At 70.2% G+C, this 26930-nt stretch carries 24 protein-coding genes and 1 tRNA gene; 11 read left to right on the forward strand and 14 right to left on the reverse strand.

Annotated features, from left to right (window positions below; all coding sequences use genetic code 11):
* Window positions 1-435: an ATP-binding protein gene (locus ACIRJP_RS17365; protein ID WP_404174239.1), complete on the reverse strand. Its 435-nt coding sequence runs from the start codon at window positions 433-435 to the stop codon at window positions 1-3.
* 175 nt (window positions 436-610) lie between these two features.
* Between ACIRJP_RS17365 and ACIRJP_RS17370 the strand changes: the two genes are divergently transcribed.
* Window positions 611-1882: a helix-turn-helix domain-containing protein gene (locus ACIRJP_RS17370; protein WP_404174242.1), complete on the forward strand. Its 1272-nt coding sequence runs from the start codon at window positions 611-613 to the stop codon at window positions 1880-1882.
* On the forward strand, window positions 1879-2436 hold the full coding sequence (locus ACIRJP_RS17375) for a flavoprotein (protein ID WP_404174245.1): 558 nt from the start codon (window positions 1879-1881) through the stop codon (window positions 2434-2436). The genes ACIRJP_RS17370 and ACIRJP_RS17375 overlap by 4 nt, the downstream gene beginning before the upstream one ends.
* On the opposite strand, the gene ACIRJP_RS17380 is transcribed toward ACIRJP_RS17375, so the two are convergent.
* The 5 genes from ACIRJP_RS17380 to ACIRJP_RS17400 form a co-directional block, all read right to left on the reverse strand.
* A complete protein-coding gene (locus ACIRJP_RS17380) occupies window positions 2437-4137 on the reverse strand; it encodes a mobilization protein (protein ID WP_404174248.1) in 1701 nt (566 codons plus the stop codon).
* Window positions 4138-4141: 4 nt separating this feature from the next.
* Complete coding sequence (locus tag ACIRJP_RS17385; protein WP_404174251.1) at window positions 4142-4543, reverse strand: plasmid mobilization protein; 402 nt, start codon at window positions 4541-4543, stop codon at window positions 4142-4144.
* Between the two features lie 399 nt (window positions 4544-4942).
* Window positions 4943-5821, reverse strand: coding sequence for a DUF2637 domain-containing protein (locus tag ACIRJP_RS17390; protein WP_404174254.1), 879 nt, complete (start codon window positions 5819-5821; stop codon window positions 4943-4945).
* A 445-nt stretch (window positions 5822-6266) separates the two neighbouring features.
* On the reverse strand, window positions 6267-7580 hold the full coding sequence (locus tag ACIRJP_RS17395; protein ID WP_404174257.1) for a DUF3631 domain-containing protein: 1314 nt from the start codon (window positions 7578-7580) through the stop codon (window positions 6267-6269).
* A 233-nt stretch (window positions 7581-7813) separates the two neighbouring features.
* The gene (locus ACIRJP_RS17400; RefSeq protein ID WP_328900683.1) at window positions 7814-8044 is read right to left on the reverse strand and encodes a hypothetical protein; all 231 of its coding nucleotides are present in this window, start codon (window positions 8042-8044) and stop codon (window positions 7814-7816) included.
* A 94-nt stretch (window positions 8045-8138) separates the two neighbouring features.
* On the opposite strand from ACIRJP_RS17400, the gene ACIRJP_RS17405 reads away from it, so the two are divergent.
* Window positions 8139-8819, forward strand: coding sequence for a helix-turn-helix domain-containing protein (locus ACIRJP_RS17405; RefSeq protein WP_404174260.1), 681 nt, complete (start codon window positions 8139-8141; stop codon window positions 8817-8819).
* Complete coding sequence (xerC, locus tag ACIRJP_RS17410) at window positions 8816-10477, forward strand: tyrosine recombinase XerC (protein ID WP_404174263.1); 1662 nt, start codon at window positions 8816-8818, stop codon at window positions 10475-10477. Before ACIRJP_RS17405 ends, xerC begins: the two co-directional genes overlap by 4 nt.
* 47 nt (window positions 10478-10524) lie before the next feature.
* Here xerC and ACIRJP_RS17415 read toward each other — a convergent pair.
* Window positions 10525-10597: transfer RNA gene (locus tag ACIRJP_RS17415), tRNA-Arg, on the reverse strand.
* A gap of 388 nt (window positions 10598-10985) precedes the next feature.
* Between ACIRJP_RS17415 and ACIRJP_RS17420 the strand changes: the two genes are divergently transcribed.
* Window positions 10986-11558, forward strand: a complete 573-nt coding sequence (locus ACIRJP_RS17420) for a TlpA family protein disulfide reductase (RefSeq protein ID WP_404174266.1) — start codon at window positions 10986-10988, stop codon at window positions 11556-11558.
* An 86-nt stretch (window positions 11559-11644) separates the two neighbouring features.
* Entirely contained in the window at window positions 11645-13375 is a 1731-nt protein-coding gene (locus ACIRJP_RS17425) for a class I adenylate-forming enzyme family protein (protein ID WP_404174269.1), read from the forward strand.
* Between the two features lie 87 nt (window positions 13376-13462).
* On the opposite strand, the gene ACIRJP_RS17430 is transcribed toward ACIRJP_RS17425, so the two are convergent.
* Window positions 13463-14740 (reverse strand): M6 family metalloprotease domain-containing protein, encoded by a 1278-nt coding sequence (locus tag ACIRJP_RS17430; protein ID WP_404174271.1) that lies wholly within the window; start codon window positions 14738-14740, stop codon window positions 13463-13465.
* 303 nt (window positions 14741-15043) lie between these two features.
* On the opposite strand from ACIRJP_RS17430, the gene ACIRJP_RS17435 reads away from it, so the two are divergent.
* Window positions 15044-15706 (forward strand): TetR/AcrR family transcriptional regulator, encoded by a 663-nt coding sequence (locus tag ACIRJP_RS17435; protein ID WP_404174625.1) that lies wholly within the window; start codon window positions 15044-15046, stop codon window positions 15704-15706.
* Window positions 15707-15902: 196 nt separating this feature from the next.
* Window positions 15903-17435 (forward strand): MFS transporter, encoded by a 1533-nt coding sequence (locus tag ACIRJP_RS17440; protein ID WP_404174274.1) that lies wholly within the window; start codon window positions 15903-15905, stop codon window positions 17433-17435.
* A 156-nt stretch (window positions 17436-17591) separates the two neighbouring features.
* Here the strand turns inward: ACIRJP_RS17440 and ACIRJP_RS17445 are convergent, their stop codons facing one another.
* A complete protein-coding gene (locus ACIRJP_RS17445; protein ID WP_404174277.1) occupies window positions 17592-18104 on the reverse strand; it encodes a MarR family winged helix-turn-helix transcriptional regulator in 513 nt (170 codons plus the stop codon).
* Window positions 18105-18256: 152 nt separating this feature from the next.
* Here ACIRJP_RS17445 and ACIRJP_RS17450 point away from each other — a divergent pair, with 152 nt between their 5' ends.
* Window positions 18257-19039: a dioxygenase gene (locus ACIRJP_RS17450; RefSeq protein ID WP_404174279.1), complete on the forward strand. Its 783-nt coding sequence runs from the start codon at window positions 18257-18259 to the stop codon at window positions 19037-19039.
* A 42-nt stretch (window positions 19040-19081) separates the two neighbouring features.
* Here ACIRJP_RS17450 and ACIRJP_RS17455 read toward each other — a convergent pair whose 3' ends face one another.
* Window positions 19082-20137 carry a questin oxidase family protein gene (locus ACIRJP_RS17455; RefSeq protein ID WP_404174282.1) on the reverse strand — a complete coding sequence of 352 codons (1056 nt, stop codon included), beginning with the start codon at window positions 20135-20137 and terminating at the stop codon, window positions 19082-19084.
* Window positions 20138-20209: 72 nt separating this feature from the next.
* A complete protein-coding gene (locus ACIRJP_RS17460) occupies window positions 20210-20749 on the reverse strand; it encodes a GNAT family N-acetyltransferase (RefSeq protein ID WP_404174285.1) in 540 nt (179 codons plus the stop codon).
* A gap of 147 nt (window positions 20750-20896) precedes the next feature.
* On the opposite strand from ACIRJP_RS17460, the gene ACIRJP_RS17465 reads away from it, so the two are divergent.
* Window positions 20897-21895, forward strand: coding sequence for an RNA polymerase sigma factor RpoD/SigA (locus tag ACIRJP_RS17465; RefSeq protein WP_404174288.1), 999 nt, complete (start codon window positions 20897-20899; stop codon window positions 21893-21895).
* 171 nt (window positions 21896-22066) lie between these two features.
* Here the strand turns inward: ACIRJP_RS17465 and ACIRJP_RS17470 are convergent, their stop codons facing one another.
* Complete coding sequence (locus ACIRJP_RS17470; RefSeq protein WP_404174291.1) at window positions 22067-23029, reverse strand: helix-turn-helix transcriptional regulator; 963 nt, start codon at window positions 23027-23029, stop codon at window positions 22067-22069.
* Between the two features lie 91 nt (window positions 23030-23120).
* On the opposite strand from ACIRJP_RS17470, the gene ACIRJP_RS17475 reads away from it, so the two are divergent.
* Complete coding sequence (locus ACIRJP_RS17475) at window positions 23121-24704, forward strand: MFS transporter (protein ID WP_404174294.1); 1584 nt, start codon at window positions 23121-23123, stop codon at window positions 24702-24704.
* Between the two features lie 89 nt (window positions 24705-24793).
* Here ACIRJP_RS17475 and ACIRJP_RS17480 read toward each other — a convergent pair whose 3' ends face one another.
* The gene (locus tag ACIRJP_RS17480) at window positions 24794-25564 is read right to left on the reverse strand and encodes a DUF6227 family protein (RefSeq protein ID WP_404174297.1); all 771 of its coding nucleotides are present in this window, start codon (window positions 25562-25564) and stop codon (window positions 24794-24796) included.
* A 134-nt stretch (window positions 25565-25698) separates the two neighbouring features.
* Window positions 25699-26862 (reverse strand): P1 family peptidase, encoded by a 1164-nt coding sequence (locus ACIRJP_RS17485; RefSeq protein WP_404174300.1) that lies wholly within the window; start codon window positions 26860-26862, stop codon window positions 25699-25701.
* Window positions 26863-26930 lie beyond the last annotated feature (68 nt).

Raw genomic sequence — 26930 nt, forward strand, 5'->3', positions numbered from 1 at the left:
TCAGCTCCTCATCTGGGGCACGTGTGTTGCGACGGTTGGAAGCGGGGTGCTGAACTCGAATTCGGCCCAGCAGCGCTTACCGGAGGGCAGCGGGTCGAATCCGTGGCGGTCGGCGAGTGCGGCGACGAGGAACAGGCCGCGTCCGTCTTCCTCTTCCTCATCCGGCAGGCCGACTTCCGGGATGTCGAAGCTGGTGTCGATCACCGCGATCCGTAGCGCCCCATCGCTGAGGTAGGCGCCAGCCGTGATCGGTCCTTCGTGTGCGTGCCGTACCGCGTTGGTGATCAGCTCCGAGGCCACCAACGCAGCCGCATCCAGGAGCGCAGGTCCGAGAGCGGCACCCCAATCCCGTATCTCCTCGGCGATCTGCCGGCGCGCCGACGCGGCGCCGGCAGATGTGCCATGGACGGGAATCCGGATGTGGTGCGCTTCCATGAGCGGCCTCCTGATTGGTTCGGCCACTCCACGTAACCGCCGCACGGGCCCCTCGGACCAGGACTCGTGCCGGTGCTGCATCGTCTATGCAGGAGCTGCATCACGGTGCACTGCCGGTCCCTTACGCTCGGTTGGGAAGGCAGGATCGGCGACGGCAGGAGGAGCCGTGGCACAGATGGCCGAAGAGCACAGCGAAGCGAGACGGATCGGTGAAGTGATCCGTCAGGCCCGCGTATTACAGCGGCGTTCGCAGAAGGAAGTCGCCTCCGCCCTGGGCTATCACCAGTCCAAGGTGAGCCGCCTGGAAGGCGGCAGGGGCACGGACGACGTCCGCACGCTGCGCGAGGTCTCGCGCGTGCTGGCGATTCCGCCACACCGCCTCGGCCTCGCGGCCACCTCGGACATCAACCACGCCGAACCCGAGACAGAGGACATGCACCGCCGTACCGTTCTTGCCGCCGGCATCGCCGCGCTCGCGGCCCCGACCCTCCCCAGCACCGCCCATCAGGACCTGGTCCAGTCCCTGCTGCCCGGAACAGCCCGGGTGACTGCCGAACCGGTGCCGGATCTCCAGAGCATGCGAGACCAAGTCGCAGGTGTACGACGCCTCTTCTGCACCTGCGATTACACAAAACTGGAAGGCACACTGCCCGTCCTGATCGGGCAGTTACGGCAGGCCATCAGCGACAGTCCCGGATCGAGCGACCTGTCCGGGCTCCTCGCCACGGCGTACCAGACCTCGGCGAGCCTGCTGCTCAAGCAGAGCGACCAAGGAAATGCCTGGCTCGCGGTCGGACGCGCCATGTCCGAGGCCGAACGCTCCGGCGATCCTGTTGTCCTCGCCTCCAGCGTCCGCGTTCACGCCCACGCCCTGGCCCGTGACAGCCACACCGCTCAAGCCGTCACCCTCGTCCGGCACACCGCCGACCAGCTCACGGGCTCGTATGACCAGCGCTCCCCGAAGTACCTTGCGGCACTCGGACTGCTGCTTCTGCGCGGGGTCACCGCCGCCAGCAGCGGCGGCGACCGCTCCTCCACCCAGGACTTCCTCACCGAGGCGAAGGAAGTCGCCCGCTACGTGGCACTCGACAGCCCCGACGCCTGGGCCAACTTCAGCCCGACGAACGTCGCCCTGCACGGACTCAGCGCGGCGGTCGCCTTCGGCGACGCGGGCGTCGCCCTGGACACCGCCCGGCCTCTCATGCGCCGCCATATCCCCGTCCCCGAGCGTCGTGCCGCCCTGTGGATCGAGGCCGGCCGCGCCTACAGCCAGCAGGGACGCCTGGCGGACGGGTACCAGGCCCTTCGCATCGCAGAAAGCTGCGCGGCCCAGGACATCCGCCGACCGGCCGTCCGTGAGCTGGTGGCCGACATGGCCGCCCGCGACCGCCGTCGTACGCTGCCGGAACTGCACCGTTTCAGCCGTCAACTGGGAGTCCCCGCGTGAGTGATCAGCCGGACCGGCAGACCAAGAAGCCCTTCCTGTACGTCGTCGTGTGCGCCTCCGGCATCGCCGGCGACGTAGGCATTCTGATCACCGCGGCCCAGGAGGCGAACTGGGATGTGGGTGTCGTCGCCACCCCGCAGGGCCTCGGTTTCATAGACACCGAGGCGGTCGAGGCACAGACCGGCTACCCGATCCGCTCGGCCTGGCGCTCGCCCGGCGACCCACGGCCGCTGCCGCCCGCCGACGCCATCGCGGTGGCCCCGGCCACCTTCAACACGATCAACAAATGGGCTGCAGGGATCTCGGACACCCTGGCGCTGGGCATCCTGTGCGAGGCGTACGGCTTCCGCATCCCTACTGCCGTCATGCCCTACCTGAACTCGGCACAGGCCGCCCATCCCGCATACAGCCAGAGCCTGGAGCGGCTGCGTGAGATGGGTGTCCTGATCGGTTCGTACGAGCCCCACAAGCCGAAGGCCGGCGGTGGCGCGGACCAGTACCGCTGGGAGGAGGCGCTGGAGCTGCTTACTCCCAAGCTGTCCGCACCGGCCTGATCAGCGCCGCCGTGCTGGCGGTGCCTGCGGCGGCGGAGGGGCTGCTGCCCGGTGGATAGGGGCGGCACCACGTTGCGTGGTGCTGCGCGCCCTGGCCGCCTGAGCGCGGGGACCAGGGGCGTGACGGTCACCGAGGCGGCGGATGCGCCAGGTCAGCGCGCGGGCGGGGCTGTGGGCGTCGTCCAGGGTGCGCTGGCCGAGTGCCTGAACGAGCACGGTCGTCGCGTTGTGCCCGGCAGCTTCTGCTTCGGCGAGCACGGCGGTGAGTGCGTCCCAGGCGGGGTCGTTGAGGATGCGCTCGGCATGCTCCGGCACGGCCTGCTGGAGGTGGTGGGCGTAGCGGTGCTTCATCTGGGGGCTGGGGGCGCGCTGCGCGAGGCCGGCCAATACCGGCTCGGCAACCTGGGCGTACGCGACCTGAAGGTGGACGAGAGCCTGTTCTGCTGCCGCTTCCTGCTGGGCGTGCTGGTGGGTGCGGTGCCAGTGCATGGCGAGCACCACTGCCGTGAGCACGGTGTCCAGCAACATGGCAATTCCGGATCCGTCGCCGTCCGAGGGCCGGTCTCGCCAGATCGTTTGGATTCCGCGCCGCAGAGCGTGGGTGCTGGCGAGGTCGGCCGCGATGCGGGAGCGGGTGGCGCGCTCGAAGGCGACAGCGGCTCGTTCCAGTTCAGCCTTCACCGCGGTCGGTGCGTTGATCGGCAGTAGATCCAGCGTCGCGCCGAGTAGGACCAGTTGGCCTTGCGCTGTCTGGTCGTCGCCGTGGGTGAGGTGGTGGGGGATGCGCTCCGCGGCGGCGGTGGCTTGGTGCCATGGGTTGCCCGGCCGGACGGTGACCGGTTCGGGGCTGGTGGTGGCGAGGCTCTTGCGGATCTTGGGCAGAGACAGGTCGGGGGCGAGCGTGGAGCCCGCGTAGAAGACTGGCTCGCCCTTGCCGTTGGTGTCGTCGGGCAGGGCAAAGTTGCAACCGAGCGCGTCGCCGGAGGGGCCGAGCTTGAGGCGAACGGTCACGCCGGTCGCCTCCAGCAGGGCGAAGAACTCGGCCTCGTCGGAGGCGGCGGCGACGGCGCGGCGGACCCGCAGGCGCAGGACATCGCGGGCGGCAGCATCTTGGCCCAGACGCTTGGTCTTGAAGTGTTCCTTGCTGGTGAGTCGCTTGGCTCCGGTGCCATCGCCTGGCTTCAACCGGCGAAGCCCATAGTCGACTTCGACTGAGCGGGCCTCACGCTGGACTGCGCGCTGGTCGTAGCCCCGCTCGGGCCTACGGCCGTCGTGGCGTACGAGGGTGGCGGCGATGTGAATGTGGTCGTCGGCGTGACGGACGGCCACCCAGCGGCAGGCTTCCTCATCCCCGTCGGGGGCTATGCCGGCGGCGGCCACCATCCGGCGGGCGATGTCCGCCCACTGCCCGTCGCTGAGGATCGGGTCTTCGGGCGCGGTGCGGACGGGGCAGTGCCACACGGTGTCCCTGGGTGCCTTGTCGCCCAGCATCTTCACGGGCTGATCCAGTTGTGCGACGAGCTGGGCCTCCACATCCTTCGGGTCGCGGTGGGGGCTGCGGCCGGGGTCTGGGGCGAAGCCGTTCCAGGAGGCCACCAGGTGTGGGTCGGTGTGCTCGTTGGCCCGCCCCTTGCCGAAGAGGTAGGCGATGGTGCGTTGCGTGGCTTTCGGGCCCGCGCCGAGGATGATCTTGGGTATCACCGGCTCACCGGGCCTCAGTGACCTGGGCGATGGCGGTGTCCAGTTCGTCGATGGACGCCTCGACGCGGGCCAGGAGCCTTTGGACGGTGGCGGGGTGGGGCCAGGCGCCGTCCTTGTTGAGGTGATGGGTGAGCTGATTGAGGTTGCTGCCGATCTTGCCGAGCTGTCCGTTGGCGGCCATGAGCGTCTTCACCGTGGCGCGATAGTCGGCGACAGCTGCGGTGGGATCGCTGGCACGGGCAGCGGCAAGGGAGCACTCGGCCACGTAGCCACCGGTCGCCATGCCGCTCAGAGCAGCGGCGTTCTTAATGAGGACGAACTCGTGGTCGTTGTAGCGGGGGTGGACGCGGCGCTCGCGCAACTGCTTGTCACGCAGACGGCGACGCGGCGCTGGCTGCTGCTGCACGCTCGACGATGGCTTGGTGCCTCCTGTCCCGGCCGGCTCCCCCGGGCCGGCCGACTCCGGTGCCGCCTCGGCGCCGGATGCCTCCGCCTCCCCTGGGGCGGAGGTCGGGTAAGGACTCCTTACCCGACAACTTGCTCCGTCTGAAGCAGCCCGTCCGAATGCCTGCCGTACACGTTCCGTCAGCACAGGCGACTTCGTCAGCGGTATCTGTTCCTTGGGGTGGTGTGGATCGTGCGTCATGAACGGTTCTCCAGACGAGGGGGTGGGGTGGGGCGGGCTCTCGGGAGGGCCCGTGAGCTGCGAGCGGTCACACGGACCCGTCCTTGGGTGTGATGAGCCAGTAGTGACCGGCCTGGCCGGGTGACCGGAACGGGTTCCGGTCACCCGGCGGGTTCCTGGTCAGCCGCTGGCTGGACCGCTTTCGGCGGAGGCTGTGAGTTCGTTCCGGAGGACGTTCGTCACCTCGGTCAGCCGCTCACTGGAAATCGGAAGGCCCTTGTCCTCAACTGCCTTCCGGACAGTGGCCCGGGTGAGTTTTCCCTGCTCAGCACAGGCAGCCCTGCCGATCTCCACGAGATCCCTGAGCGGGGCGCCGGGCGGACGGCCACCGCGGGACTTGGTCTCCGCAACCTCCGCAGGAGGTTGCGGAGACCCATCGGGCACGGCGACCGGTAGCTCGGTGAACCCGGCGAGCTCGCCGGGTTCGGCTGGCTCCGCTGGAATTCCGGCGGCCTGGAGAGGTGTGGTCACCGATGCCCTCAGCACTTGCCCGGAACCTGCGAGCGGGTGCTGGTCCACGAGCTGGTGGATCTGCCGCATCAGTACGGCGAAGGCCACCATCGCGGCTGCCGGTGGAACCGCGGCCACCACGTAGTCGAGGAACGGAACGTCACCGGTTTCGCGTGTGCCGCTGACCCCGGCAACGTTCAGGGCGATGGAGCCGACAGATCCGATGGCGGTCACGGCGATGGCCCATCGGTCGGTGACCCGGCGCAGCCCTGCGCGGAGCATGAGCAGCTCACCCGCGACGATGAAGGCGTCCAGGGTGGCGGGCCACGCCCAGCGGCGGACCGGTGAATCTCCCAGCCCGTGCTGCCCGGCGACGTCGGCCAGGTGCGCGTAGGAAAGACAGAACGCTCCGGCGGTCAGGGCGACGATGACGATGCCGGCCGCGATGAGCGCGTAGCGCTCGGCAGCGCCGTGGGGCGCTGCGGGCTGTCCTTCGGTCGTTCGGTTGACCGGCTGGTGGTGCGGGGGTGAGAGGGGAGGGGTGGGCAAGCGGGTGCTCCTGGGGTGGTGGTGTGGGGCGTCTTTGGCGTCTTGGCCGTTGCAAGTGCAGGTCAGGGGCGGTACGGCAGCGGCTCCGGCTGTCCGTCTCGGTGGTGCCGCCAGCCGTCTTCAGCTCTGTCGCAGTACGCCGCAGGCGGTTCGCCGCGCCAGTGCCCGACCGGGGTGCTCCTGTCCCGAGTCGGGACACGGCGTCTGTCCCGAGTCGGGACAGCGGCATTGCGTCTTCCGTCTCACTGGCCAGGGCTGTGACCTGCACCGATACGGCAAGGACGCGGGAGACGGTGCAAGACGGATCCGGACAGCGTCTTGGGCGGCCACGCCAGTGGTCGTGATCGCTTTGCCGTCTTGGCCCCGGTCGCCGTCTCGCTCGCAGGCCGTATGACCTGCGAGATCACGGCAGGGACGGCAGGGACGGCAACCAGGGCGGCGGGCCTCAGCCCCTGTCGGGGGCGGGGCGGGTGCCGACGGGGTGGACGGTGGGGCAGTACCGCCGCCAGCTGTCGAGGAACTTGTTGCGCGTGTAGCCCTTGCGCTGCGTTCCGTCGGCCATCCGGACGTTGCCCGGCCCCACGCCGAAGCCTCGCAGCAGCCTGCCCAACTCACGGGCGTTCAGCCCGCCGCGCCCCCACTCCGCCCACGGGCTCTCGGGGTCCTGGCGCAGGTGGTGCAGGAGTTCCTCGGTGGACAGGCTGTCCACCTCCCGCTGGGCAGCGAAGATCCGACGGATGTCGGCGAGGATCCGTGCGCCGCCGGGGTTGTCCTCCTCGGCTGTCACTTCGGCGGCGACCATGCGTGCGCACGCCATTCGAGCCCGGCGCGGCCAAGACCCACCGGCCAGCTCGGCGACGATCACCAAGGGTTCCCAGGTGTCGGCGGCGCGGTCCTCGACCGGCATGTCCGGCTCAAGGATTGCCGCCTCCTCCAGAAGCGGCCTGGCCCACGCGTTGACCCGGTCGCGCAGTTCGTGCAGGGCAGGAATGTCACGGCGGGAGCGGAAGGGTTTCACCTTCTCCCCTTCGGCCCGTCGACGCATCCGGATCACGACCGACCGGTCCATGATCGTGTCGGGCAGGTTGCCGATCCCCGCGATGGCCGCCATGGCGAAGGTGGCGAACTTGTGCGGGGTGTGGTCGTTACCGACAACCCGAGTCACGTAACGCCCTCGCTGATGACCGGCGTTGAGTAGGCCACGCGTCTCCTCGTTCCGCTCCGCCTGCTTCGGCGTACCGAAAATGGTGTCTGCCTCGTCCACCAGAAGCGTCGGCGGCTCCTCCTCGGTGATCGAGCGGAAGATCGCCGCCGGCGTGGTGTTGATCGTCAGCATCGGCTCGTGGACCGTCTCGGTCAGCACGTCCAGGAGCCGCGACTTGCCGCACCGCTTCTCCGGCCCCACCACCGCCAGACGCGGCGCGTGCTGCCACGCGGTCTGCAGGTGCGTGGCCACCACCCACAAGGCGATCGCATCGAGCGCCTCCGCTGACGGCGGGATCACGAACTGGGCTATCTGCGAGTGCAGTTCATCCAGCAGCGTGGAGCCCTGCGTCGGCTCCGCATCGGGGACGTCCTCCAGCCTGCTCGGCGCCTGCGCCTCAGCGGCGCTGTCGGCGGCCGAACCGCCGGTCAGGCCCGGATCGGTGTCCACGGGCTGGGCGGCGCCCAGGTGGGCACCTGGCCGACCAGGGATGGCGGTCGTGGGCCAGCTCGCCTTGGCGGGCTCGGAATAGTCCTTGGGGTTCTCGGGTTCCACTGGGCAGCTCCTCGTCTGGCGGTGGCGGGCTCGCCCGCCCTTTCCGCCGGGTCGGTTCTCATCGGATCGCTGGGGAGCTACGGGGCCTCCGGCGTTGCACCGCCGGGGGCTCTCCCCCTTCCCGCAGGCATTGGGGTACCGCGAGGGACCACGGACAGTACGGTCACGCCCGGCCACAGTCCAGCGTTTCTGTGTCAGCTCAGCGCAGAACCGTTTGCTACGCTCCCGCCCTTTCACGCGGCCAGACCCAACAGGATCAGCAGATCTGCGGTCACGACCCGATAGGCGTTGCCCAGCCGCAGGACCTTGCACGGGTACGCCCCGCGCTTCGCCAGCTCATAGCCCTTGCTCCGCCCGAGCCCAAGGGCGCGGTTGCTGGTTTCGAGGTCAACGGCTACCGGCAGGGCCAGTAGGTCCTCACGACTCATCCCTTTCGGCGATCCCTCTGCGGTGTTTTCGCGCATGCGCCATGCCTTTCGGTACAGCCATCGGCGAACGCGGGCATCACGTCCGGCTCCAGGCAGCCACCAATCAGGATCCACAAGCTAATGTGTCTACATGACGCAACGCCGTGTGGATGATGAAGCGGATGACTTCCCGGAGTGGGTGGACCGGGTGCAGGCGAACGTGGCCGGCGAAGTCCGCCGCAGACGAAAGGAGATGGGGTGGAGCGCGCAGGAACTGGCCGACCGGTGCGAGCAGCTCGGGCACCCGATCCCGCGCAATGTGATCGCCAACATGGAGTCCGGCCGCAGGGCCGGCCTGCCGCTGGTGGACGTCTTGGTCCTGGCCGCCGCCCTGGAGACGTACCCCGCCTGCCTGATCTTCCCGGTCGGCTACGTCGAGGAGACCCAGGAGCTCCCCTTCCAGAGCCTCGTCCCCACTTGGGACGCCCTGCGTCGCTTCTCTGGCGAACAGGAAGTCTTCGGGCGCGACCTGGGTCTCGTGCCCGACTTCGAAGCCCACACGAGCCTCGTACGCACCGCCCTAGCTGCGCTCGACGAAGAGGAGCAGGCACGGTTCGCGGCCAAGACGGCAACCAGCCGCGCCCAACAGGAAGAAGCCGAACGAAAACGGACCGAGTACGCCGACCAGGCCATCTCGGCCAAGTACAAGCTCCGTCACCTCCGTCGAGACCTCCTCGACGACGGAGCCGTCCCGCCCGACCTCCCACCCTCACTCCACGACGTCGACCCGCCCGAATGGGCCCCCGATACCACCACGGAGGAACGCCCTTGAAGGGATCCACCCACCGCCGCTGCTACTGCCGCGACGCCGAGACCGGTAAGCCGCTCGGCAAGAAGTGCCCCAAGCTCACCAGCCGCAAGCATGGCTCCTACTCCGTACGCCAGGAGCTCCCTCCCCGAGCCGACGGCACTCGCCGATCCTTCAGCCGTGCCGGCTACGAGAGCCTCAAAGCCGCCCAAGCCGACCTCGACCACATACGCGCCCTTCTCGGTCTTGCCGACGCCGACGACTCCGAAGGTCTGGATCAGATCGCCGAGTTGCTGGAGAAAGTGGCAGAGGAGAAGGCTCCGCTGCCGGACATCGAGTCGACCCGTCGGCGCCTGAGCCACGGCCTGGACCTCACCAGCCGCCTCACGGTCGGCGAGTGGCTGGACATCTGGCTGGCGGGCAAGAAGGGGCGACAGAGTGCAATCAGCCGCGACGAGAGCAATATTCGCGTCCACCTTCAACCGCGCATCGGGCACGTTCGGCTCGACCGCCTTCGGGTCACTCACCTCTCGGAGATGTTCGAGGCCATAGCCGAGGCCAACGTCGAGATCGCCGAGGGGAACGCCGCACGACGCAAGGCGGTCGAGGATCTCGCACAGATTGCCTGGAAGGGGCGCGAGCCCCGCGCCCGCCGTAAGGCGATGAAAGCGGCCATCGCCGAGATGGACCCCTACCGCCGCATTGTCGGTCCGGCGACGCGGCAACGGGTTCGCTCCACACTGCGGGCCGCGTTGAACGCTGCGATCGCCCAGCAGCTGATCACCTTCAACCCGGCCGCCCACGTCGAGCTGGAGGCCGGCAGGCGCCCCAAGGCGCTTGTGTGGACCGAGGAGCGCATCCTCCATTGGAAGCGCACCGGCGAGAAGCCCTCGCCGGTAATGGTCTGGACGCCGGAACACACCGGCCTCTTCCTTGACCATGTAGCCGAGGACCGGCTGTACGCGCTGTTTCACCTGGTCGCCTTCCGCGGACTTCGGCGAGGCGAGGCGTGCGGTCAGAGGTGGACCGACACGAATCTGGAGGCCGGGCTCCTCACGGTCGCCAAGCAACTCGTCGTGAACGGCTGGGAGGTGTACGAGGACGATCCGAAGACGGACGCCGGAGCGCGCATCATCGCCCTCGACTCCGACACGGTCCAGGCCCTCAAGCGGCACCGTGCCCAGCAGGACAAGGACCGCAAGGAGTGGGAGAGCGCCTGGGTGGAGACCGGAAGGGTCTTCACCCGCGAGAACGGAGAATTGCTCCACCCCGCCAACGTCACACGGCGGTTCATCGAGCTGCACGAGGAAATCGGACTTCCGCCGATCCGGCTCCACGACCTCCGTCACGGTGCCGCGACGCTGGCTCACGCGGCCGGTGCCGGTTTGAAGGACATCCAGGAGATGCTCGGCCACTCCTCGATCACCATCACGTCGGACACGTACACGAGCCTGCTCCCCGAGGCGGATCTGGCGATCGCGGAGGCCGCGGCCCGGCTCGTGCCGCGGGCGCGCGCCACTGCCGAGGGCGTCCGGTCCGGGGCTGGCGCCGAGCCCGGCGAGGCTGACAAGTCCGTGCCAGATGGTGCTGCTCCGTGGGGCCAGATTGGGGCGGCAACTCCCCCGTCCGCTCACGCACCGCTCACGCAAACGGCCTCGGACGAGAAGTCCGAGGCCGAGTAAGACCCCTCCTTGGGGGAGAAACCCCAGGTCAGAGCGGTAACGCGTTGTGCCCCCGGCAGGATTCGAACCTGCGACACCCGCTTTAGGAGAGCGGTGCTCTATCCCCTGAGCTACGAAGGCGGCGCTGACAGCCTAGCGGATGCGGCTTGCGGAGGTCGCCCCCCATTGGGGCCGGGCCGGGCGGCCGGCCGTTTTGTGGTGAGGGTGGTGGAGGGGGCGGTGGGGAGGTGGGGGTGGGGAGGCGGTTGCAAGGGGGGTGTTCGCGGGGGGAGTTGGGGGTGGGCGTACCGTTCTGGGCGACCAGCAAGATCCGTTTGTTCAGCATGCGCGGGGTGTTCCCGTATGCCCGCATGCCGTGTCCGCACCGCACTGCGGAGTCCGGGTCCTCCCGGGGTGCCGGGTGTCGCCGCATGGGCGGCCGGGGGAAGTGGTGTGGCGTGGTGTGGGCTCGGGGCCCCGGCCCGGACGTCGGGTGGCGCCTGACCGACGCCGCCCCGAAGGACCCCCCATGAAACGCCCGTTTGTTCCCTTTCTGGCTGCCGTTGGCTGCGCCGCCGCTCTCGTCGTCGGGATCACGATCGGAGGCAGTCCGGGTACGCCCGCGGGCTACCACCGCGGCAAGGACGGCACACTGACGATCGACCGTGCGCACCGTCCCGTCGCGCCGGACTTCACCGGGGCCGACGTCGACGGGAAGCCGGTCCAGCTCTCCGACTACGCGGGGAAGACGGTCGTGGTCAACGCGTGGGCCTCCTCGTGCGGGCCCTGCCGCAAGGAGACCCCGGTCCTGGTGCGGTACCACCGGAAGATGGAGACCCGGGGCGTTGTCGTCCTCGGGTTGAACCGGGACAGGTCCCCCGACGTCGCGCGGGCCTTCGCCCGTGAGTTCCAGATGCCCTACCCCAGCATTCTCGATCCCGGCGGCAAGCAGCTCTTCGCGCTGCCCAAGGGGCTGCTGGCCACGCAGGGGCAGCCCGTCACCCTTGTCGTCGACGCGCGTGGGCGGATTGCCTCGACGGCGTCCGAGGCGCTCGACGAGGGTCGGCTGGAGGGCCTCGTGGCCGCCGCGCGGGTGTCTTGACGCGGGGTGGGGGCGGGCATAGCGTCGCGAATGTACTGATTACTGAGCAAGCGCTTAGGCGATGACGATGCTTGGAGGGGTTGTTCGTGCCGCATGTCGATCCGGCCCCCGTCCCCGATCCCGGCTCTGCTGACGCCGGTCGTATCGAAGCCGCGCTGACCGGACCTGGCGCCCCGTTCGCCGTCGTACGGGCGGAGGACGGGGCGCACGCCGGGGTGCTCGTGTACTCGGACGGGCCCCGGACGCTCCGGGAGTTCGTGGAGACCACCTGGGCCTTCGGGGACCGGCCGTTCCTGATCTCAAAGGAGCGCAGCTACTCGTACGCCGAGTTCTTCGCCGCGGCGTCCGCGCTGGCCTGCCGGATGACCGAGGTGTACGGGCTCCGCCCGGGGGACCGGGCCGTCGTCGCGATGCGCAATCTCCCCGAGTGGCAGATCGCCTTCTGGGCGGCCCAGCTGGCCGGTCTGGTCGCCGTACCGCTCAACGCCTGGTGGACCGAGGACGAGTTCACCTACGCGCTGGACGACTCCGGGCCCCGGGTGCTCCTGGTGGACGGTGAGCGGCTGCCCAGGGTCGCCGGGTGGGCGACGGAGAACAGGGCGCGCGTGGTCGTGTTCCACGGGGAGGGGGCGGTCGCGGAGGGTGTCGAGCGGTACGAGGAGCTGCCCGCGCCCGATCCGCTCGCCGCGCCGCCCGAGGTCGAGATCCGGCCCGAGGACGACGCGACGATCATCTACACCTCCGGCACCACCGGCCGGCCCAAGGGCGCGGTCGCCACCCATCTCGCCCAGGTGGGAGCGGTGCTCAATCCGCGGTACCACGCGGCCGCCTCCGCGCTCGGGAGCGGGATCATCCCGGGGCAGGGGCCCGCCCCGGTGTCGCTGCTGACATTCCCGTTCTTCCACGTCGCCGCGTTCACCGGCTTCTACGCCGCGATGGCGGCGGGCGGTGCCATCGTGCTGATGCGGAAGTGGGACGCCGAGGAGGCGCTGCGGCTGATCCGCGAGCACGGCGTCACCCACTACGCCGGTGTCCCGGCGACCGCGCTCCAACTGCTCGCCGCGGCCGAGCAGGCGGGCGACGGCATGGAGAGTCTGCGGATGCTGAACACCGGCGGGGCCGCCGCGCCGCCCGATCTGGTCGCCCGGCTGACCGCCCGGCACGGCGACCGCATCGAACCCCGCAACGGCTACGGCCTGACCGAGACCAGCGGCGGCGTCCTGGCGAATTTCGGTGCCGAGTACCGGCTCCACCCGGGCAGCGTCGGCCGTCCCACCCCCACCACCGAGGTGCGGATCGCCGGGCCGGCGGGCGAGGCACTGCCCGAGGGCGAGGTCGGGGAGCTGTGGCTGCGCGGTCAGTCGCTGGTCCGCGGCTACTGGCGCGACGAGGCGGCGACCGCTCGGGCGTTCACCGACGGGTGGTTCAGGACCGGTGATCTCGCCGTGGTGCGGGAGGGCCGGGTCGATGTCGTCGACCGGATCAAGGACATGGTGATCCGCGGCGGGGAGAACGTGTACTGCGTCGAGGTAGAGGCCGTGCTGCACGACCACCCGGACGTCGAGGACGCGGCGGTGCTGGGGGTGGCGCACCCGGTCCTGGGTGAGGAGGTCGCCGCGGTCGTGCGGTTGCGGGCCGGCGCCACCGTCACCGCCGAGGAGCTGAGGGTGCACGTCGGGCGCAGCCTGGCCGCGTTCAAGGTCCCGGCCCATGTGCTCGTGCGGGAGGGGCCGCTGCCCCGGAACCCGACCGGGAAGATCCTCAAGCGCGAGCTGCGCGGGCCCGTCGAAGCGGAGGTCCGGGGCGGCGACGGGTGAGTGGCGCGGTCCAGCGGCGGGGTGCGGGGGCGTCGCGGGCGGGGTGTCGGGGATGTGGGAGCCGTTGCGGGCGGGGGCAGTGAGTCGTCAGGGGCGGGTTATTCGGACTCGGTAGTTTCCCTTCTTGTCCTTGTCGAGCACGGATATGTGTATTCCGCCGGCCCGGTCGGTGAAGGTCTCGCCGGGCTGGAAGGCGGCGTCGGACAGTTCGGCGTGCACATTGGGCAGTCGGGTGCAGCCGGTGCTGCCCTTGGTGCTGTCCGCGACGGATACCGGGCCCTGTCCGGTGTCGACGTCCGAGCTCACCTTGTAGATCAGTACGCCCGGCCGGCAGATGGCCTGGTCGTTGCCGGCCTTGGTCCGTACCTCCACCGCGTAGCCGGATTTGCCGCTCAGCGGTACGAATGCCAGCTTGGTGCCGCCCTTGGTGGCCAGCGGGCCGAGCACGTGGTCGCTGGTGCCGGAGCGGGCGGCGCAGCTGATCTGGCTGTTGTCCAGCCAGCCGAGCTTCCACTTGTGCCAGCCCAGCAGGTCGTTGTTGGCCCCCCAGTCCTCGGACATGATGTCCCAGTGCCCGACCGAGCCGCCGCCCTCCATCGTGTAGAGGTCGGGTAGGCCGAAGACATGGCCGTTCTCGTGCGGCAGGACCCGGAATCCGGTCTGTTTGAACGACCCCGAGCCGTCGTCCTGGTGGCTGTAGATGAAGGACGTGTTGGCGAGCGGGACGCCGTCCGCTCTCGGGGCGTCGTCGTTGCCGGAGAACGTCACGGACAGGACGGTGTCCAGTGCGGACGGCCCGGCGTTCGGGGTGACCAGGATGTTGACCAGGTCGTACGAGGTGAAGTCCACCTTCGGATCGGCAGCGGTGATGATGTCCTCGATGAGGTGGCGGTAGCCCGGTTCGTACGGTGAGCCGCGGTCCACGCCGTACTCCGAGAACGGGAGTGGCATCCGCAGCCAGGACTTCAGCGGGGTTTCGGGGACGTACGTGAGCCGTCCGTACGATCCGGTCCGGAACCAGTCGGTGGTCTGCGGGAAGAATTCGGCGTACCGGTCCATCGCCTTGCCGGCGCCCGGTGCGTCCGGGAAGTCGACCATCAGGTTGAGGGCGTGGACCTTGCCGGTGGAGCGGGCGTAGCCCTCCGGTGTCGGCATGCCCTCCGACATCTGTACGCCCATGGTCGCCGGTATCCGGCATGCGGCTATGCCCGCGGAACGGGCGGTGGCTATCGGGCCGGCCGAGGCCCGGCTGGCTATCGGAAGAGCGCTGCTGGCCGTGGCCATCGTGGCTATGACCAGGGAGGTTGCGGAGGCGAGAGCGATCGGGTGGCGATGGTTGCGTATCCGGTGGCGAGACTTTTGCATAGAGGCGCCTCGGGGTCCGCGGCAGTCGGCCGGCCCTGACTGCGCTCTGCGGATCAGCCTGTTGCGGGTGGTGCGGTGCCGCTCGTTGGGTGCGCCGTTCGGCTGGTTTCCCCGTCATTGATGTGGCTCAGGTCACATTGGGGAGCGGAAATAAGCGGGGAGCTGTTCCCCGTTTGAATCGGTGTCCCCTGTGAAACGGGGAGATGGTCCCCGGTTACGGGGAGGCGCTCCGTGGAGAGCGGGGCCGACCGGCCGTCACCGCGGGAGTGGTGGGAGAGTCAGAAGGAGAAGGAGGTCGTCGACGTGGAGACCGTCAGCCGCGCCGCAACCGGAGCGACGCAGTCCCGGACGCACCGTCCACGGGCCGACGCGTTGCGCAACCGGGAGCGGATCGTGACGGCCGCGCGCGAGATGTTCGTCGAGTTCGGGCCCGATGTGCCGCTCGACGAGGTCGCCAGGCGCGCCGGCGTCGGCAATGCCACCCTCTACCGGAACTTCCCCGACCGGGCCGCGCTGGTGCACGAGGTCGTGCTCGCGGTCACCTCCCGCACCACCGACTGCGCGGAAGAGGCGGCGGCCGAGGAGGCCGACGCCTTCGCCGCGCTCAGCCGTTTCGTGCACGCGGCGGCCGACGAGCGGATCGGGGCGCTGTGCCCGATGCTGTCCGGCGGCTTCGACCGGGACCATCCCGAACTGCTCGCCGAGCGCCGGCGCCTCGAAGAGGCCGTCGAGGGGCTCGTGTCGCGCGCCATGTCCGCGGGGCGGCTGCGTACCGACATCGCCGTCGGTGACGTGATCGTCGCCCTCTCCCAGCTCACCCGTCCGCTGCCCGGCATCGGCTGCCTGGACATCGACCGGTTCACCCATCGTCATCTACAGCTGTTCCTGGACGGACTGCAGGCCCCGGCCCGGTCCGAACTGCCCGGAACGGCAGCGACCTTGGAGGATCTGCGGCGTCGGTCATGAGATCCGCACCGGGCTGCTGAGCCAGCGGCCCGGTGGGGTGCCCGCCACGCCTTGAGCATTCCTTTTCGCCGTCCGCCCTTTCGTCACCCGTTCGTCGTCCGCCCGTTCATCGTCTGTCCTTCAGCAGGCGTTTCATCCCGGTTCATTAATCTTCGCGTGCATGTGTGCGCGTGCACGTCCTTAGGTGGGTACCCCCATGTCCAAAACAGCCGATATCCGACTTCCGGACCCCAGCCGCTGGAAAGCGCTGGCGTTCATCGCCCTCGCGCAGCTGATGGTCGTGCTCGACGCCACGATCGTGAACATCGCGCTGCCGCATGCCCAGACGGCCCTGGGCATATCCGATGCCAACAAGCAGTGGGTCATCACCGCGTACGCGCTCGCCTTCGGCGGGCTGCTCCTCTTCGGAGGCCGGATCGCCGACCTATGGGGCCGTAAGCGGACCTTCGTCGTCGGCCTGATCGGCTTCGCGCTGGCCTCCGCGCTCGGCGGCGCGGCGCAGAACCAGGGCATGCTCTTCGGCTCCCGCGCGCTCCAGGGCGTCTTCGGCGCGCTGCTCGCGCCGGCGGCCCTGTCGCTGCTCGCCGTGATGTTCACCGATGCCAAGGAGCGTGCCAAGGCGTTCGGCATCTACGGTGCGATCGCCGGTGGCGGCGGCGCCGTCGGGCTCATCCTCGGCGGCTTCCTGACCCAGGCGCTGAACTGGCGCTGGACGTTCTTCGTCAATATCCCGTTCGCCGTCATCGCGGCCGCGGGCGCGTACTTCGTGATCCGTGAGCCGGCCGGCAGCCGCAACCGCTCCTCGCTCGACATCCCGGGCGTCGTCCTGTCCGCGCTGGGTCTGGTCTCGCTGGTGTACGGGTTCACCCGCGCCGAGTCCGCGGGCTGGTCGGACGGGCTGACCATCGGCATGTTCGTCGCGTCCGCCGTGCTGCTGCTCTCCTTCGTCCTGATTGAGTCCAGGGTCAAGTCGCCGCTGCTGCCGCTGCGCGTCCTGCTGGACCGCAACCGCGGTGGTGTCTACCTCTCGCTGGGTCTGGCCATCATCGCGATGTTCGGGCTGTTCCTCTTCCTGACGTACTACCTCCAGGTCGTGAAGGGCTACTCGCCCATCAGGACCGGCTTCGCCTTCCTCCCGATGATCGCGGGCATGATCACCGGCTCGACGCAGATCGGTGCCCGGCTGATGATCCGGGTCCCGGCGCGCAAGCTCATGGGCCCCGGCTTCCTGACCGCCGCCGTCGGCATGCTGCTGCTGACGCAGCTGGAGATCGGCTCCTCGTACGCCGGTCTCATCCTGCCCGCGCAGCTGCTTCTGGGCCTCGGTATGGGTACGGCGTTCATGCCGGCGATGTCGCTGGCCACGCACGGGGTCGAGCCCAGGGACTCGGGCGTCGCGTCCGCGATGGTCAACACCTCGCAGCAGGTGGGCGGCGCGATCGGCACGGCGCTGCTGAACACCATCGCCGCCTCGGCCGCGACGGCGTACGCCACCTCGCACGCCGCACTCGGCGCAACCGACCCGGAGCTGCTGAAGCTCCAGTCGATGGTGCACGGCTTCACCGGCGCCATCTGGTGGGCCGTCGGCATCCTGGTGGTGGCCTCCGCGATCGCGCTGACCTTCATCAACGCCGGCCGGCCTTCGGCGGGCCCGGCGGCCGGAAGCTCCGGTTCGGGTGACGCCGACGGGGTTGAGGACGAGTTCAGGGTCCCGGTCGTCGCGCACTGAACGCCGACGGGTGACGCGCGACGTGGCACCGTTGCGCGCGACGTGACACATGGGGTGCGATGTGACAAAGGTGAAGTGAACGCGGCTGTGCCCCGGTCCCGTCCGAAGTCCCGGACGGGACCGGGGCACAGCCCGTGTCGGTACGTGCAGGAGGGCTCAGCGCAGCCAGGGCAGGTCCGCGTCCGTGCCCTCCGGCTGGAGTCCGGCGGAGACGACCTGCATGATCTCGCCCAGCGAGCGCACCTGCTCGGGCGTGAGCCGGTCGAACATCGCCTGGCGTACGGCGTCGACATGGCCCGGTGCGGACCGGCGCAGCATCTCGAAGCCGTCGTCGGTGAGGACCGCGTTCTGGCCGCGCTTGTCGGACGGGCAGTCCTCGCGGCGCACCCACCCGCTCTTCTCCAGCCGCGCGACGGCGTGCGAGAGCCGTGAGCGGGTGATCTTGGCGTCCTTGGCCAGTTCCGTCATCCGCTTCCGGCGTCGGGGGGCCTGGGAGAGCTGGACGAGCAGGCCGTAATAGATGTGCGGCATGCCGGCATCGCGCTGCAACTGGCGGTCGAGGTGGTCCTCCATGAGCGTGGTGGCGTGGAGGTACGCGCGCCAGACGCTCTGCTCTTCTTCGGAGAGCCAGCGCGGCTCGCCGGTGGATGCCGTGGTCATGTACTCCACTGTACGACCTTTTCTTGAAAGTTGAACTAGATAGAGCTAAGGTCTCTGCAGGAAGGAAGCTTGAAGATTAAAGAATCCTTCCTGCTCAAGAACGTGCCTGTAGAAGGCCCGACAAGAAGACTTACCCGGATCAGAAGCGGATGGGGAGTGCCATGACAGTCACCGCGGAGCGCATGCCCGCCCTCTATCTCTCTCACGGTGCCCCGCCGCTGGCCGACGACCCGGTCTGGCCCGGCGAGCTGGCCGCCTGGTCCGCCGGGCTGCCCCGCCCCCGCGCGATCCTGATGGTCTCCGCGCACTGGGAAGAGGCCCCGCTGGCCCTCGGGGCCACGGAGAGGGTCCCGCTCGTCTACGACTTCTGGGGCTTCCCCGAGCACTACTACCGGGTGCAGTACGCAGCCCCGGGCGCCCCGGAACTGGCCGAGAACGTACGCAAGCTGCTGCGCGGCGCCGGAACGCCGGTCCAGGACATCCCGGACCGCGGGCTCGACCACGGGGCGTACGTCCCGCTCGTGGAGATGTTCCCGGGGGCTGACATCCCCGTACTCCAGATCTCCATGCCGACGCTGGACCCGCAGAAGCTCATGGACATCGGGCGCAAACTCGCGCCGCTGCGCGACGAGGGCGTGCTGATCGTCGGCAGCGGCTTCTTCACCCACAACCTGGCCGCCCTGCGTCATACGGGCGGCGGCGTCCCCGGCTGGTCGGCGGAGTTCGACGACTGGGGGAGCCGGGCGCTCCAGGCGCAGGACATCGACGCGCTGCTGGACTTCGAGCACAAGTCCCCGGCCGGCCGGCTGGCCCACCCGCGCACCGAGCACTTCGCGCCGCTCTTCGTGACGCTCGGCGCCTCGGAGGGCGAGCTGGACCGGGGCCGCAGCGTCATCGACGGGTTCTGGATGGGGCTCGCGAAGCGGTCGGTGCAGTTCGGCTGAGCCCGGTCCCCGCCGACCCGCCGGTCCCGGTCCGCGCCCCGGTCACAGGGCCGGCGGGTTCAGTTCGATCGAGCGGAGCGCCGCGGCGAGGGCCGTCGCGTCGCCGACGTCCAGCGCGGTGTCGGTGAACTTGATGGTGTGGTCGTCGCCGTGGGCCGCCGCCCGTGCGAACAGCTCGTCGGCGGACACGGTCGCCGGTGCGTACGGAGCGGGCCCGGCCGGGCTGTACGCGGCGGTGACCGCGGCGCTCGCCGCCCAGGCGGCCCCCAGGCTCGGCACCCACAGCGCGCGCGGGAGCGCGGGCAGGGTGCGCAGCACGGCGTTGGGCGCGGTCGCGGCGTGCACCAGCATGATCGGTGCGCCGTGCCCGTGCGTGGCGAACCGGTGGGTCGCGGCCCGCACCAGCTCCACCAGCCGGGCCCGCGCCTCGTCCGGGTCGTCGGTGAATCGCTGCGGCCACACCGGGAAAGCGGTGAGCTGCGCCAGCCGGTCCCGGATGCCGCCTTCCTGCTCGGGCACCGGCGGTACGGCGTCCAGCGCGGCCGCCGCGGTCGGCGCGGGCGCGAGCGGGGCCAGGGCGGGCAGCGGCTGGTGGCGGGCGGCCCAGTAGCCGAGGCCGTGGGCGAGCTCGGTGATCCGGGGCGCGGTCGCCTCGCCGGCGAGCAGGGTGCGTACGCAGTGGCCGACCCGGATCACGGGATGGGTGGCGCCCGCCGCGATGCCGGGGAGCAGCCGCGGCCACCACTCGGTGAGGACGTCCCGCCAGGGGCGCTCGGCCGTCTCCCGCTCGAAGTACGCCGTCCAGTCCGCGATCCGGCGCGGGTCGCCGAGGGCCTCGCGCCAGTTCTCCGCCGTCACCCGGGTCGCGGGGGCCGGCATGTCCTCCAGCTTGTGGCTGTAGTGGTCGAGCCAGCGGTGCACGGCCGGTGCCTGGCCGTGCCGGACCAGCGCCTCGACGGCCATGGGGCCGTGATTGCTCAGCCAGCCGTTGCGTTCGGGGCCCGAGGAGTGGAGGCGCTCCAGCGCCTCGTCGAGCGTGCCGGTGATGTCGTCCGTGGTGTTCCTCGCGCCGTCAGCGGTGTTCCTCGTGTCGTCCATACGGGAGCACGCTAGGCGCGGGGCCCGCGCGGCGTAACGGACCGGGGACCCGGATCGGCACCGGCCCCGGGCCTAGGACCGTGGCCCCAGTCGCCTCTCGTACCAGGCCACGTCCCAGTACGCGCCGAACTTCCGGCCCACCTCGGCGTACGTACCGACATGGCGGAAACCGAAGCGCTCGTGCAGCCGGACGGAGGCGTCGTTCGGCTGGGCCACGCCGGCGTACGCGCGGTGCAGGTCCTCACCGGCGAGCGCCTCGAACAGGGCCGTGTAGAGGAGCGTGCCGATGCCACGGCCGGTGGCCCACGGGGCGCAGTACACGCTCACCTCGACCGAGGTCGCGTACGCCGCCTTGGGGCGGAAAGCGCTGCTGGTGGCGTATCCCAGGACCGAAGCGGGGCCGGTGAACCGGACATCCTGAGCAACCAGAAGACGGTGCGGGCCGTCTTCAGGGTGGGAACGCAACCACGGCAGCCGCTGTTCGGGGGTGAAGGGGGTCGTGTCGAATGTGACTGCGGTCTCACGCACGTAATGGTTGTAGATGTCCGTGAGTGCCACCAGATCACCCTCGATGCCCTGCCTGACCTGCACTTCTGTCCGGCTCGTCGGCATGCGCACCCCCTCGTGGCGGCACAGGGTACTGCATGATCACCAAAGTGAATGCCAGGCGTGGGAATTCTGTCCGGATTCCAGTCGTTGTTTCCATCGGATGCAGGGCACCCGGAAGGGTGTCGCGACCTACTCAGCAAGGGAGCACGCATGGCAACCCGTGCCGTCGCCCGTCGTTCGTCCACCACCGGTGGGACCAGCCGGGCAAGCAGCGTTCGCGCCGCGGGCGGGGAGATCGCCGATCGCGACCTGGTCGGCATGTACCTGGACGAGATCGCGCGTACGCCGCTGCTCGATGCCGCAAAGGAAGTCGAGCTGTCGCAGATCGTCGAGGCGGGCGTCTACGCCCGGCAGATACTCGACGGCACGGCGGACAGCGAGGCCGGTGGAGCCACGCGCGAGGAGCTGGAGGCGTTGGTCGCCGAGGGCGAGCGCGCCAAGGACGTATTCATCCGCTCCAACCTCCGGCTCGTCGTTGCCGTCGCCCGCCGCTATCCGCGGGCCGGGCTGCCCCTGCTCGACCTGATCCAGGAGGGCAACGCGGGCCTGGTGCGCGCGGTCGAGAAGTTCGACTACGCCAAGGGCTTCAAGTTCTCCACGTATGCGACGTGGTGGATCCGTCAGGCCATCACCCGCTCCATAGCCGACCAGTCCCGCACGATCCGGCTCCCCGTCCACCTGGTGGAGGAGCTCGGCCGGATCCGCCGGGTGCAGCGCGAGTTCAACCGTGAGCACGGCCGCGAGCCGGAGCACGCGGAGATTGCGGCCGAGCTGGACTCCACGCCGGAGCGCGTGGGCGACGTGCTGGACTGGGCCCGTGACCCGGTCAGTCTGAACATGTCCGTCGACGACGAGGGCGAGACCCAGTTCGGCGATCTGCTGGAGGACACCTCGGCGGTGTCGCCCGAGCAGTCGGTGATGACGCTGCTGCGCAGCGAGGAGCTGGAGCACCTGATCGGCAAGCTCGACAACCGCACTGCCTCCATCATCCGAATGAGGTACGGCATCGAGGACGGCCGCGAGCGGACCCTCACCGAGGTCGGTAAGCAGCACGGGCTCACCCGCGAGCGGATCCGCCAGATCGAGAAGCACGCACTGCTGGAACTGAAGCGAATGGCCCACGACACGGGTTTTGACGCTGCGGCGTGAGCCTTCGTCCAGTAACCTCCGAAATAGGTCGCTTCGCGTGACCTCTTGAGCTGAGTCCCGGCGCCCACCCCCCCCTGGCGCCGGGGCTCATTCTTTTGCCGGGGCTCATCGTTCTCATGACCGGTGCGCTCGCTTGCCCGGCTCGGCCCGCCCGCGCACCCGGAGCTCGGGTCAGCGGGCTGCGGCGCGGCCCAGGCGGGTGCTCAGATCGCCCAGGTACTCCACCAGCTGCGGTGGTTCGCGCACGGTGAACTCGCAGTCCACCAGCGCCAGTCGGAGCGCCACCCACTCCAGCGAGTCCGCGAGCACCGCCCGCAGCCGGCAGCTGTTCCCGTCGGTCGGCTCCAAGGGACCGATCGACGCGGGCAGCCGCGCGGACACGAAGTCCGCCGGGGCCGCGAAGCTCACGTCGACCGCGAGCCGGGGCTGCCGCCGGGCGATGGAACCGGCGAGGAACTCCGACGCGTCCCCCGCGGGCAGCTCGCGCGGTGCGAACCGGGCCCCGGTGGCGAACGGCTCGCTCACCCGGTCGACCCGGAACGTGCGCCAGGCCCCGCGCCCCAGGTCGTACGCGACGAGATACCAGCGCCACCCCGTGCTCACCAGCCGGTACGGCTCGGCCTCCCGTTTCGTCTCGGCGCCGTCGCCCGCGCGGTACGAGAACCGCAGCCGCTCCTGCCCGGTGATCGCCGACGCCATCACGGTCAACGTCCGCGGGTCGATGGTCGAGCCGTCGCCCCGGGTCAGCGGCACCGTCGCGTTCTGCAGGGTCGAGACCCGGTGCCGGAGCCGGGACGGCAGCACCTGCTCCAGCTTCGCCAAGGCCCGTACGGACGCCTCGTCCACCCCCTCGATGGCGTGCCCGGCCCCCGCCCGCAGGCCCACCGCGATGGCCACAGCCTCCTCGTCGTCGAGGAGCAGCGGTGGCATCGCGGTGCCCGCGACGAGCCGGTAGCCGCCGATGGATCCGCGCGAGGCCTCGACCGGATAGCCCAGCTCGCGGAGCCGGTCGATGTCGCGGCGGATGGTGCGCGGGCTGACGTCGAGCCGCTCGGCGAGTTCGCTGCCCGGCCACTCGCGGGGCGTCTGGAGGAGCGACAACAGATTCAGCAGTCGTGCCGGGGTGTCGGTCATGGCCTCGCCTTCTGCCGGGGTGTCGGTCGTCTCACCAGGATGCGTACCTATTAGGTCATGGAACGACCTAATGACTGTCTACCTTCTCCCCATGACTTCTTCCTCATCTCTGCCGTCCACGGCAGTCGGGCCCACGGTGTCCTCGGACCCGTCGGACCGGCGGCGCTGGTTCGCACTCGCCATCGTCATGACCGCGGCCTTCATGGACCTGGTCGACGTCACGATCGTCAACATCGCCATCCCGAGCATCCAGGAGGACACCGGCGCCTCGTTCAGCGCGATCCAGTGGATCACCGCCGGCTACTCGCTGGCCTTCGCGGCCGGTCTGATCACCGGTGGTCGGCTGGGTGACATCTACGGCCGCAAGCGGCTGTTCCTCATCGGCATAGGCGGCTTCACCCTGGCCTCCGCGCTCTGCGGCTTCGCCGCCGACCCGGAGATGCTGGTCGCCTCCCGGATCCTGCAGGGCGGCACCGCCGCGCTGATGGTTCCGCAGGTGCTGTCGATCGTGCACGCCACCTTTCCGGCGCACGAGCGGGGCAAGGTCTTCGGTCTCTTCGGCGCGGTCGTCGGTCTCGGCGCCGTGCTGGGCCCGCTGCTGGGCGCGCTGCTCACCGAGTGGAACATCGCCGGTCTCGAATGGCGGCCGATCTTCCTGATCAACCTGCCGGTCGGCATCGCGGGCCTGATCCTCGGGCGGAAGTTCATCAGCGAGTCCAAGGCCCCGAAGGCGCTCCGGCTCGACCTGATCGGCGTCGTCCTGGTGATCTTGGGGATGTTGATGCTGATCTACCCGCTGACCCGTGGGCGCGAGCTGGGCTGGCCGGTGTGGGGCCATGTGTCGATGGTGGGCAGCCTGCTGGTGTTCCTGGTCCTGGTGCTGTTCGAACGGGCGAAGGCGCGCAGGGACGGTTCGCCGCTGGTCGAGCTGTCGTTGTTCCGGGTCAAGAGCTTTGCGGCGGGCATCGCGGTGCAGCTGACCTTCGGCATCGGGCTCGGCATCTTCTTCCTGGTCTGGACGCTCTACATGCAGTTGGGTCTCGGCTGGAGCGCGTTGCGGGCCGGCACGACCGGCATCCCGTTCTCGGTCGCGGTGTCGTTCGCCGCCGGGATCTCCGTACAGAAGCTGGTGCCCCGCTTCGGACGCAAGGTCCTCCAGACGGGCGCGCTGCTGATGATCGCCGGTCTGCTGATCTACATCTGGGAGTCCGACCGGTACGGCATGGGCATCACGTCCTGGCAGATGGCGCTGCCGCTGGTGGTCATGGGCATCGGGATGGGCCTGATCGTGGCGCCGCTGACCGACATGGTGCTCTCCGAGGTGCCGAAGGAGCACTCCGGTTCGGCCTCCGGGCTGATCAACACCGTCCAGCAGATGGGCAACGCCCTCGGGCTCGGGCTGGTCGCGGTCGTCTTCTTCGGCTCGATCAGCGACCGGCTGGCGCCGCGGGACGCGGGCCCGGCCTTCGCGGAGGCGTTCCAGCACTCGCTGTGGTGGGTGGCCGGGGTGCTCGCGGTGATCTTCCTGGTGATGTTCGCGCTGCCCGCGCGGCCGCAGCGGCAGGCGGAGAGCGGCGACGAGGACGGTGAGGGGGCCGGCGCCGAGGGTGCGGCGGGTGCCGCGGACGGCTCGGACGGTTCCGATGTCGTCAAGGAGCCCGCTCTGGCGCCCTGACCGGTCACTGCCGGGAAGAAGCAACGCAGGTGCCCGCCCCCTCGGGGGGCGGGCACCTGCGCGTCTCGTCGTCCGTGCCGGGGCCGGGGTCAGCAGATGCGTGTACGGCTCTCCATGGCGCCGCGTGCGGTGTCCTCGTCGCCGTACACCTCGCACATGTGGCGGCCGTCCGGCGTGGCCGTGTGCTCGACCTCCCACAGGCTCGTCTCGCTGCCGTCGAGGAGCAGGAAGGCGTGCTCGTACAGGGTGAATCCGGCGTCCCGCCCGTCCACCCGGCACTGCCGGCCGAAGACCTGGGTGATGTGGTGGGCGAAGGCGGCGCGCAGCAGCCGGGCGGTCTCCTCGCCGGGACCGTCGCTGTTCTCCGCGCGGCGCAGGACGCGGCGGGCGTGGTCGGCGGAGTTGTCCGGGGCGTACATCCGGGGCAGCGGGGCCGGGGGAGCCGCCATCAGGACCGTGAGTATCTCCAGGTCGGCCTGCGGCCCGTCGTCCCCGAACACCGGGTCCTCACCGAAACTGCCGGTCAGCCTGGCGGCGGCGACATGGGCGTCGGCCTCGTCGTCGTACAGCTCGTGGTGCCTGAGGTCGGGCTCCGTAGGGGACCGCTGGTCCGTCGCGCCGCGCGGGCCTCCGTGCACCAGCTCCCACAGGGACAGAGCGGTGCCGTCGGACAGCAGATACGTGTGCCGGTAGGTCTCTCGGTGGAGTACGGAACTGTGGTGCGAGGAGTGCAGGGAACTGCTGTGGGCGAGCGCGGTACCGAGTCTCTCGACCGTGTCGTCGGGCAGGTCGAAAGAGTTGAGTGCCCGTCGCAGGAGTCGCTCGAGGTGCTGCTCGGTTGTCTCGTACGGATCGCTCAAGGTGCTGTCTCCAGGCCGTTGCCGCGTGTTACTTGCTGCGTGCATAACGTAGTCCCTGGGTCTGACATCGTGACCGGGGTTCAGAAAAACGTATGACACACGCAGATGGTTCCTGTCGGTTCGTCCTGACTTCCTTACCCGGCTGGCGAGTCGGGCTCCGGGGTGCCGCCCGCCGGCTGCCGTGAGGAGCGCGGCGGTTTGGCGTAGAGGTCGCTGTAGGCGGGGTAACAGGCGGCGCCCGGTCGGCCGTCGACGCTCCGAGCTGCGCGGACGGCCTTCACGATGGCGCGCGCGAGCACATCCGCACCGGCCCCCAGCAGGTCGTTGAGCGCGATCGGATTCCGCGGATCCAGCGGCCGTTCGCCGGTGGCCAGCGCGAAAACGGTGTCCCCGTCGGTGAGCAGATGTACGGGGCGGACGGCGCGCGCCAGTCCGTCGTGCGCCGTCCCCGCGAGCTTCTGCGCCTGGGGGCGGGTGAGGTCCGCGTCCGTGGCGACGACGGCGAGCGTGGTGTTGAACGGGGGCCGGGCGTTGGCGTCGCGCACCTCGGCGAGCCGCTGCTCCGCCGCGCGGAGGACCTCGGGTGCCGGGCGCACCGGCGGTTCGACGGCGCCGTACTCCCCGTACAGCACCCCGGTACGCGGATCGGCCACCGAGCCCGCCGCGTTCACCACGACGAGCGCGGCCACCGTGATCCCGGAGGGCAGCCGCAGGCTCGCCGTGCCCACGCCGCCCTTGAGCTGCCCGGCGACCGCGCCCGTACCGGCGCCCACGTTCCCCTCGGCCACCGGCGCCCCCGGCTCCGTGGCCGCCGCGTCCTCCACCGCCGCACGGCCCGTCGAGGCGTCGGGGCGGGCCCGCCAGTCGCCGCCCCGCCCCAGATCGAAGACGCACGCGGCGGGGACCACCGGCACCACCTGCGCCGGGTCGGGGCCGACCCGCACCCCGCGTCCCCGCTCCTCCAGCCAGGCCATCACCCCGGACGCCGCGTCCAGGCCGTAGGCGCTGCCGCCCGTCAGGACGACGGCGTCGATGCGCTGCACCAGGTTGCGCGGATCGAGCGCGTCCGTCTCCCGGGTGCCGGGACCGCCACCGCGTACGTCGACGGCCGCGACCGCACCGCCCTCGGGGGCGAGGACGACGGTGGTACCGCTCAGCGCGCCCTCGCCCGCCACCTGGGCGTGGCCGACGCGGAGCCCCGCGACATCGGTCAGGGCGTCGAGCGGCCCGGCCGTATGCGGGGGGCCGGCCTCCGGCGGGGCGGAGGGGCCCGTCGGCCTCCGGGGTCGTTCCGTCATCGCGTGCTCCTCACCGAGCGCTCCCGACCGCGTGCTCCTAGCCGCGTGTTCCTCATCTCGTGAGCCGT

Origin of the sequence: Streptomyces sp. NPDC102437, from assembly GCF_044765565.1 — a bacterium.
Lineage (GTDB): Bacteria > Actinomycetota > Actinomycetes > Streptomycetales > Streptomycetaceae > Streptomyces.